Raw genomic sequence first — 8,368 nt, 5'->3', positions numbered from 1 at the left:
GGATGAATGACTGCTGATCCACTCCCTGTCGCGGTGCGACGTGCGCGCCTTTTCTACATGCCAACAACGGGGAAACCCCGCTAACGACACTCCCCCGGTTGGACCACTCCGACATAACGGGCTAGCGGCGCATGGCAAGCATTGGCGGTGGGAAGCTGCTTTCTTTGCTTACTTTCTTTGCAGCAGCAAAGAAAGTGAGTCCCGCCCCGGACAGGGGCAGAGCAAATAAACCAAAAACAAAACAAGTTCAATAGAAGCCTGAGTGCATCAAACGGTGTAACCCAACCCCACCCCACCCCAAGCGCCAGCGAACCAAATCCCGCTGCTTAAACAACCTTGCCGGGATTGAGGATGCCATTCGGATCGAGCGCGCGCTTGATCGCCGTCATCGCGGCGATCTCCTCGACCGAGCGCGACAGCGGCAAAAACTCGCGCTTGAGCAAGCCAATGCCATGTTCCGCCGACACCGACCCGCGGTACGGCACGACCAGGTCGTAGACAAACGCATAGACGTCGTGATGCGCCACGCCGGGCACCGAATGCCCATCGACGGTCACATGCAGGTTCGAATCGCCGATATGGCCGAAGTAGTACGACCGATTCGACGGCCAGCGCGCATCGAGCGCGGCGCGGCATTCGTCGACGAACCGGCCGATCGCGCCGATCGGCAGGCTGACGTCGAAGTTGATCGGATCGAGCCGCGCCGGGAATTCGGCGGTGCACTCGCGGATCCGCCAGAGCGCGCGCGCATCGGCCACTGACTGCGCAACGACCGCATCACGCACCGCACGCGACTCGAGCGCCTCGGCGAGCACGGCGGCGAAGCGCTCGCCGTTGTCGTCGGCGTCGAAGCCGGCGTGCTCGATCAGCGCATAGAGCGGATGCGCCGCCGCGAACGGCGAGCGCGCGGCTTGCGTCAGCGAGACGCCGAAGTCGAAGAAGTCCGGCCACATGATTTCGAACGCGCCGATGTCGTTGCCGAAGCGCGCGGAGAGCGTGCGCAACAGCGCGACCACCGCGTCGTAACCATCGAGCGCGACGAGCGCGGTATGCCGCTCCGCGCGTGGCGGATAGAGGCGCAGCACCGCCCGCGTAATCACGCCGAGCGTGCCCTCCGAGCCGATGAACAACTGCTTCAGATCGTAGCCCGTATTGTTCTTCATCATCTTGTTCATCGAACTGAGCACGGCGCCGCTCGCGAGCACGGCCTCGATGCCAAGCACCTGTTCGCGCGCCGTGCCCGACTGGATCACCCGATTGCCGCCGGCATTGGTCGCGAGATTGCCGCCGATCTGGCACGAGCCGCGCGCGCCGAGATCGAGCGTCAGTTCGAAACCCGCCGCCGACGCAGCCTCTTGCGCCGCCTGCAACGTCGTGCCCGCGAGGACGGTCATGGTGGCGGACGCCGCGTCGATTTCCTCGACGCCGGCAAGCCGTTCGAGCGACAACGCGATGTCGCCCGGACTCGCGATCGCGCCGCCCGCAAGCCCCGTCATGCCGCCTTGCGGGACCACGCTCTGACGGGCCTCGTTGCAGATCGCAAGCGTCCGCGACACCTCTTCGGTCGAGCGCGGCACGACGAGCGCCGCCGCGCGCGCGGGCGCGTGGCCGGTCCAGTCGGTCATCGAACGTTCGCCGATCTGCTCGCCGACGCGCACGCGGTCCTCCCCCAGCGCCTCGCGCAACGCGGCGATGGTGCGCTCGAGCGGCGCGCTCATGCCGGCGCGTCCTGCTGTTCGGCCGCGCGCTTCTTGCGATAACCCATCGAATCGTTGATCCGCCCGAGAATGTAGTCGCCGGCCGCGACCGGGGCGTGATGCACTTCGGCCGCGGGCGTGCCGAGGTCCGCCGGATCGACCGTCGCGCCGTAAGTGGGATCGTAGAAGGTCGCGATCGAATAGCGCTCGCGGCCCGATGCGTTGATCACGCGATGCAGCGTCGAGCGAAAGCGGTCGTTGGTCCAGCGTGCGAGCAGGTCGCCCACGTTGACCACGAAACTGCCTTCGATCGGCGGCGCGTCGACCCACGTATCGTTCGCGATCTCGCGCACTTGCAGCCCGCCCACCTGGTCCTGCCACAAGAGCGTGATGCAGCCATAGTCGGTGTGAGGCGCGACGCCGAACTGGTCTTCATCGGACTGCGGCGGCTGCGGCGGGTAATAGACCATTTGCGTGCGTTGCATGCGCTTGGCATAGCGCGACGCGAAAAAATGCTCGTCGATGTCGAGGCTCGCCGCGACCGCGCGCAGCAGATGGCTGCCGCATTCGCCGATCGCTTCGTAGTATCCATAGAGCGCCGGCCGCAACTCGGGCATGAAGTCGGGCCAGTTGTTCGGGCCGCGCAGCGCCTGGCCCGCGAGCACGTCCGGATCGTCCTCCGGCAACTCGAGTCCGATGCTGAAGAATTCCTTGTAGTCGGGGCGCTTCGCCTGGTACATGGTCGCGTCGCCGAGCGAATTAAAGCCGCGATGCCGATGATTGACCGCCGCCCGCCGCTTGGTCTCGACCGGAAACGCGAAGAACCTGCGCGCCGCCGCTTCCGCCGCATCGATCACGGCTTGCGGCACGCCATGATTCACGATGTAAAAGAAGCCGATGGTGGTGCAGGCTTCGCGAATCTCGCGGCCGACGCGTTCGAGCGCGGTGGCATCGCCGGCACGCACGCCGTTGAAATCGATGACGGGGATTCGGGTGACGGACGGCATCGGCTGGCTCCTTCCATGGGGGACGTTGCGGGCCTCATGTCGATGAAGGCGCGGCGCATTCCCGGTTGTATATACCGCCAATTCGAGTCCTGCAAGCTGCAATGCAGCGACGCCAGTAGCCTGACCAAAGCCTATGGCGACACCGGGCATTCCATGATGTTTTTCTTTTTGATGGGCGAAATTTCGCGGTATATACTGCCCCGCATGCCTCGCCGTTCGACAACCGCAACGACGCGCGACGACCGCTTTGCCACCCCCGGAGACTCTCATGAATATCCTTGCAGGCTGGAAAAGTCGCGTGCTCGTGCTGGCACTGTGCGCGGCAAGCGCAGTCGCCCATGCGGACGATCAACTCGCGAAGGTGAAGAAGGCGGGCGAACTCGTCGTCGGCACGGAGATGCAGTTCGCGCCGTTCGACTTCCTCGAAAACGGCCAGCAAGCGGGCTTCAACAAGGACCTGTTCGCCGAGATCGGCAAGGAGATCGGCGTGAAGGTGCGCTTCATCGACCTGCCGTGGCCGAGCGTGCTGCCGGGCCTCGAAGCAGGCAAGTTCGACATGGTCGGCGGCCCGATCACGGTGACGAAAGCGCGCATGGAACGCTATACGTATACGCTGCCCGTCGCCGATGCCACCGACGCTTTCCTCAAGCGCGCCGGCGATTCGAGCATCAAGCAATCGTCTGACGTGGCAGGCAAGACGGTCGGCGGCGGCAAGGGTTCGGCGCAACTCGACCAGTTGAAGACCTACGCCGCCACGCTGCCGAAGCCGCCGGAAATCCGCGAATACGTCGACAACAACCAGGCCTACGCGGACCTCGCGGCGGGCCGCATCGTCGCGGTCGCGAACTCGATGACGAACATCGCGTATGTCGCGAAGCAGCGGCCCGACACGTTCGCGGTCGTGCAGCCGCCGTTCGGCGCGAAGGTGTACTTCGCCTATTGCCTGCGCAAGGACGCGGACAGCAAGCCGCTCGCCGACGCGTTCAACAACGCCCTCCTGAAGCTCAGCAAGGACGGCCGCCTCGCGACGCTGCAAAAGAAGTGGTTCGGCGTGGCGATGGAAGTCCCTGCGACGCTGCCGACGCCGAACTACTGAGCGTACCAACGCGCCTTGGCCGCATCGAGGCGCGGCCTCGCCCTTTTTAAACGCGGACGCCATCGACATGTTCAGCATGACCGTCTTCGTACAAGGCATTCCGCTGCTGCTGCAGGCGGCGGTCGCGACCGTGGGCATCTCGCTTGCCGGGCTCGTGATCGGCTTCTTCGTGGCGATCGGCGTGTGCTCGGCGCGGCTCTCGCCGCAGCGCTGGTTGCGCCGCGCGGGCGGCGCGTACGTGTTTTTCTTTCGCGGCGTGCCGATGCTCGTGCAGCTTCTGCTCGTGTATTACCTGCTGCCGTTCGCGGGCATCAACGTGCCGCCGCTCGTCGCGGCGGTCAGCGCCGTGTCGCTGTGTTCGGCGTCCTACATCGCGGAGATTTTGCGCGGCGGCTTCCTGACCATCCCGCCGGGACAAATCGAAGCCGCGCGCATGCTCGGCCTCGCGCCGTTCGACACGCTGCGCCGCATCCTCGTCCCGCAGGCGTTCAAGCTCACGCTGCCTTCGCTCGTCAACGAGATGGTGCTGCTCATCAAGGCGTCGTCGCTGATCTCGGTGGTCGGCATCGCCGAGATCACGCGCACCGCGCAGAACATCGCGGCGAGCACCTACCGGCCGCTCGAAGCCTATGTCGCGGCCGGCCTCATCTACTTCGTGATCTGCGGCGCGCTCTCGCTCGTCGCGCATGCCGCCGAAGTCCGCCTGCAACACGCCTGAGGACTACGCCATGCAGCAATTCGATCCGTCCGTCATCACGCACAACCTGCCGGCCATCGGCGCGGGACTCGCGACGACGCTCGGCACCTGGATCGCGGGCGTCGTGCTCGGACTTGCGATCGGCTTCGTCATCGCGCTGCTGCAGCTCTTTTGCGGGCGCTGGGTGCGCGGCGCGCTGCGCGCCTACATCGAACTCTTTCGCGGCACGCCGTTTCTCGTGCAGCTCTTCCTGCTCTACTACGGCGGCCCGTCGTTCGGCCTCACGCTCGAACCGCTGACAGCCGGCGTGCTCGGCCTCGGCCTCTATGGCAGCGCATACTTCGCCGAAGCGTTCCGCTCGGGCTTTCGCTCGGTGCCGCCCGGTCATCTCGAAGCGGCGTCGTGTCTCGGCATGTCGCGCTGGCAGGCCGTGCTGCGCATCCAGATTCCGCAGACGTTCGTGCTGATCGTGCCCGCGCTCGTCAACCTGATCATCGTGCTCAGCAAGGAAACTGCCGTGCTCTCGATCGTCACGGTGCCCGAACTCACGTTCGTGCTGACCGGCATCGGCTCGGCCACGTTCGCTTTCGTCGAAACGCTGCTCGCGCTGTGCGTCTGCTATCTGCTGCTCGTCGAGCTCGCGTCGCGCGCGGGACTCTGGGCGGAAGCGCGGCTCACGCGCTTCATGCTCTGACCGATGGGACCTATGGCTCGATGGCCTGTTACCCGGTGAACCGATGAATGCCATGATCGACCTTCCTGCCTCCGCCTCCGACCAGTCGTTGTCCGCGACGCCTTCGGTCTCGCCACGGCCCGCGCCGCTCATCGAAGTGCGCAACCTCGGCAAACGTTTCGGCCAAGTCGAAGTCCTGCGCGGCGTCGATCTCGACATCGAGCGATCGGAAGTCGTGTGCATCATCGGGCCGTCGGGCTCGGGCAAGAGCACGCTGCTGCGCTGCCTCGCCGCGCTCGAAACCTACGACGAGGGCGAAGTGCGCATCGAAGGCGAACTGCTCGGTTATGGCGAGCGCAACGGCCGGCGCGTGCGCGCGTCGCAGGGCGAGATCAATCGCGTGCGGCGCAACATCGGCATGGTGTTCCAGCAGTTCAACCTCTGGCCGCACATGAGCGCGCTCGACAACGTGATGGAAGCGCTCTTGCGCGTGCGGCACCTGCCGCGCGCGGACGCAAGGCGGCGCGCCAACGCGATGCTCGACACGGTCGGCCTCGCGCACAAGGGCGATGCCTATCCTGCGAAGCTCTCGGGCGGCCAGCAACAGCGCGTCGCCATCGCGCGCGCGCTCGCGATGGAGCCGCACATCATGCTCTTCGACGAGCCCACGTCGGCGCTCGATCCGGAACTCGTCGGCGAAGTGCTGCAGGTGATGAAGCAACTCGCGCGCGACGGCATGACGATGGCCGTCGTCACGCACGAGATGGGTTTCGCCGCGCAGGTCGCGGACAAGGTGATGTTCATCGACCAGGGGCGCATCGCGGTGCAGGGCCGTCCGCGCGAAGTCTTCCACGACGCGCAGCATCCACGCCTGCGGCAGTTCTTGCAGAACTACTTCGACCGCAATGCGTTCTGGTCGCGCGGCAATGAAGGAGAGCCGGCATGAGCGCGAGCGGTTCGGTCATCGTGGCGGATCGTGCGAACCGCATGCGCGGCGGCAGCACAAACGACTCCGTGCGCCCAGCACGCCACTGAGGAGACGGCGTCATGTCGGGAACGATGCACTCAAAGCCCTCGGACGCCACCGATACCGACGCCGACACCGACGCTCCCCTCGCGCGCTATGCGCAGGTGAAAACCTACATTCGCGGCAAGATCGAAGCGGGCACGTGGCAGCCCGGCGACCGCATTCCTTCGGAGTTGAGTCTCGTCGAATCCCTCGGCGTCTCGCGCATGACGATCAATCGAGCGTTGCGCGAACTGACGGGCGAAGGCTGGATCACGCGACTCTCGGGCATCGGCACGTTCGTCGCCAAGGCCAAGCCGCAATCCACGCTGCTGATGATCGCGCACATCGGCGACGAGATTCGCTCGCGCGGCCACGAGTACAGCTACGAGACCCTGCTCGTGCAGCGCGAGAGCGCGCCGGCAGCGGTCGCGAACGCGTTGAGCCTGCCGCCGAGTTCTTCGGTGTTTCACCTGATCTGCGTGCATCGGGAGAACGGCGTGCCGGTGCGGCTCGAAGACCGCTATGTGAATCCGGCGGTCGCGCCCGCGTTTCTCGAGCAGGACTTCTCCGCCGTGCGTCCCTCCGAATATCTCGCGGCGACGGTGCCGGCGCACGAGATCGAACACGTCGTCGATGCCTGCCTGCCGACGCGTTCCGAAGCCGAGCTGCTCGAAATCGCAGCCGACGAACCCTGCCTCACGCTGATGCGCCGCACTTGGACGGGCAGCGTCGCGGTGACGTTCGCCCGCTTCGTGCATCCCGGCTCGCGCTATCGGCTGGGCTGCCGCTTCAAGCCCGACGACTCGCGCTATCAAAGCTAGGCGCACACATTTAGGTAACGGTGTCGCTTCTTCCCCGCCCGGATTATTTCCTTCCGTCTGCATCCATCCTCTGCGCCGGTTCGTAACTGCATGTGAAGACGCCCAAACGGTCGCATACATGCGGCCCGGTGCTTCTTCGCGCCCGCGATCGCCATCGTTCTATCGCGCAAGGCCGTCTCTTGTACCCGGAGCACGCCGCCTCGCAGGCTTGTTGCCAAACCGATCGAACCAGTAAAAGGAGATGACCATGAACGATGCTTCGGTGCTGATGGGTGTGCTCGACCGCCGGGCGGACCGGCGCGCAAGACGTCGCCAGTTCTTTCGCAATGCGGGCGGTCTGGGGTTGGGGCTGATCGGCGGCACCCTCATCAGCGCATGCGGCGGCGGCTCCGGGAACAACGTGATGGCGAGCACGACCGCGCCAACCGACGAGGAGATCCTCAACTTCGCGCTGAACCTCGAATACCTCGAAGCGCAGTTCTACCAGTACGCGGTGACGGGGACCGGGTTGCCGTCCGGCATGCTCGGCGGACAAGGCACGCCGGGCGCCGTGATCGGCGGACAACAGGTGCCGTTCCAGGACCCGCTCGTCGCGCAATACGCGAAAGAGATCGCGCGCGACGAGATGGAACACGTCGCGTTCCTGCGCGCGACGCTCGGCGCGTCGGCGGTCGCGCAACCGGCCATCGATGTCGGCGGGACCGATCCGAACGGCGCGTTCTCGACGGCGGCTCGCGCGGCGGGTCTCGTCGGCGCGGGCGTGGCGTTCAATCCGTACGCGAACGACAACAACTTCCTGCTTGGCGCGTTCATTTTCGAGGACGTCGGTGTGACCGCCTATAAGGGCGCGTCGCCGCTCATCACGAACAAGACCTATCTGGAAGCGGCGGCCGGCATTCTCGCGGCGGAGGCGTATCACGCGGCGATCGTGCGCACGACGCTCTACGCCAAAGGACTCGAGACGCCGAGCCTGCGCACCGCGGCTGGTGCGATCTCGGATGCGCGGGACAGTCTTGACAATACGGTCGACGACGACCAGGGCATCGTGGGCGCGACGCCCGACATCGCCAATATCGTGCCGCTGGACCAGAATGGGATTGCGTTCAGCCGCACGCCCGGGGACGTTTTGAACATCGTCTACCTGACTAGCGCGGCGGCGGTCAAAGGCGGGTTCTTTCCGAACGGGGTTAATGGGACACTGCACATGAGTTCCTGAATTGCTGGCGCTTGGGGTGGGGTGGTGTTGTTTACACCGTTTGATGCGCCTGGGCTTCTGTGGAACTTGTTTTGGTTTTGGTTTATTTGCTCTGCCCCTGTCCGGGGCGGGACTCACTTTCTTTGCTGCTGCAAAGAAAGTAAGCAAAGAAA

8 protein-coding genes are annotated in these 8,368 nt (G+C 65.2%); 6 read left to right on the top strand and 2 right to left on the bottom strand.

Annotation, left to right across the window (positions count from 1 at the left end; all coding sequences use genetic code 11):
- Positions 1 to 326 precede the first annotated feature (326 nt).
- Both AWB68_RS40465 and AWB68_RS40460 read right to left on the bottom strand, forming a co-directional pair.
- Complete coding sequence (locus tag AWB68_RS40465; protein WP_087649792.1) at positions 327 to 1,718, bottom strand: FAD-binding oxidoreductase; 1,392 nt, start codon at positions 1,716 to 1,718, stop codon at positions 327 to 329.
- Positions 1,715 to 2,704, bottom strand: coding sequence for an isopenicillin N synthase family dioxygenase (locus tag AWB68_RS40460; protein WP_087649791.1), 990 nt, complete (start codon positions 2,702 to 2,704; stop codon positions 1,715 to 1,717). Before AWB68_RS40460 ends, AWB68_RS40465 begins: the two co-directional genes overlap by 4 nt.
- Before the next feature lie 268 nt (positions 2,705 to 2,972).
- Here AWB68_RS40460 and AWB68_RS40455 point away from each other — a divergent pair, with 268 nt between their 5' ends.
- The 6 genes from AWB68_RS40455 to AWB68_RS40430 all read left to right on the top strand — a co-directional run bounded on the left by AWB68_RS40455 (position 2,973) and on the right by AWB68_RS40430 (position 8,216).
- Positions 2,973 to 3,800, top strand: a complete 828-nt coding sequence (locus AWB68_RS40455) for a transporter substrate-binding domain-containing protein (RefSeq protein WP_087649790.1) — start codon at positions 2,973 to 2,975, stop codon at positions 3,798 to 3,800.
- A 67-nt stretch (positions 3,801 to 3,867) separates the two neighbouring features.
- Entirely contained in the window at positions 3,868 to 4,518 is a 651-nt protein-coding gene (locus tag AWB68_RS40450) for an amino acid ABC transporter permease (RefSeq protein ID WP_087649789.1), read from the top strand.
- Positions 4,519 to 4,528: 10 nt separating this feature from the next.
- Entirely contained in the window at positions 4,529 to 5,191 is a 663-nt protein-coding gene (locus AWB68_RS40445; protein ID WP_087649793.1) for an amino acid ABC transporter permease, read from the top strand.
- Between the two features lie 43 nt (positions 5,192 to 5,234).
- On the top strand, positions 5,235 to 6,116 hold the full coding sequence (locus AWB68_RS40440; protein WP_087649788.1) for an amino acid ABC transporter ATP-binding protein: 882 nt from the start codon (positions 5,235 to 5,237) through the stop codon (positions 6,114 to 6,116).
- A gap of 101 nt (positions 6,117 to 6,217) precedes the next feature.
- Positions 6,218 to 7,000, top strand: coding sequence for a histidine utilization transcriptional repressor HutC (gene hutC / locus AWB68_RS40435; RefSeq protein WP_087649787.1), 783 nt, complete (start codon positions 6,218 to 6,220; stop codon positions 6,998 to 7,000).
- 247 nt (positions 7,001 to 7,247) lie between these two features.
- A complete protein-coding gene (locus tag AWB68_RS40430) occupies positions 7,248 to 8,216 on the top strand; it encodes a ferritin-like domain-containing protein (protein WP_087649786.1) in 969 nt (322 codons plus the stop codon).
- Positions 8,217 to 8,368 lie beyond the last annotated feature (152 nt).

Source organism: Caballeronia choica (assembly GCF_001544535.1).
In the GTDB taxonomy this organism is placed as follows: Bacteria; Pseudomonadota; Gammaproteobacteria; order Burkholderiales; family Burkholderiaceae; genus Caballeronia; species Caballeronia choica.
This window is presented reverse-complemented; position numbering and strand designations above follow the sequence as displayed.

Excerpts from the sequence above, each read along its gene's own strand:
- AWB68_RS40465 (WP_087649792.1), bottom strand. The coding sequence starts at position 1,718 with ATGAGCGCGCCGCTCGAGCGCACCATCGCCGCGTTGCGCGAGGCGCTG.
- AWB68_RS40460 (WP_087649791.1), bottom strand. The coding sequence starts at position 2,704 with ATGCCGTCCGTCACCCGAATCCCCGTCATCGATTTCAACGGCGTGCGT.
- AWB68_RS40455 (WP_087649790.1), top strand. The coding sequence starts at position 2,973 with ATGAATATCCTTGCAGGCTGGAAAAGTCGCGTGCTCGTGCTGGCACTG.
- AWB68_RS40450 (WP_087649789.1), top strand. The coding sequence starts at position 3,868 with ATGTTCAGCATGACCGTCTTCGTACAAGGCATTCCGCTGCTGCTGCAG.
- AWB68_RS40445 (WP_087649793.1), top strand. The coding sequence starts at position 4,529 with ATGCAGCAATTCGATCCGTCCGTCATCACGCACAACCTGCCGGCCATC.
- AWB68_RS40440 (WP_087649788.1), top strand. The coding sequence starts at position 5,235 with ATGAATGCCATGATCGACCTTCCTGCCTCCGCCTCCGACCAGTCGTTG.
- hutC (WP_087649787.1), top strand. The coding sequence starts at position 6,218 with ATGTCGGGAACGATGCACTCAAAGCCCTCGGACGCCACCGATACCGAC.
- AWB68_RS40430 (WP_087649786.1), top strand. The coding sequence starts at position 7,248 with ATGAACGATGCTTCGGTGCTGATGGGTGTGCTCGACCGCCGGGCGGAC.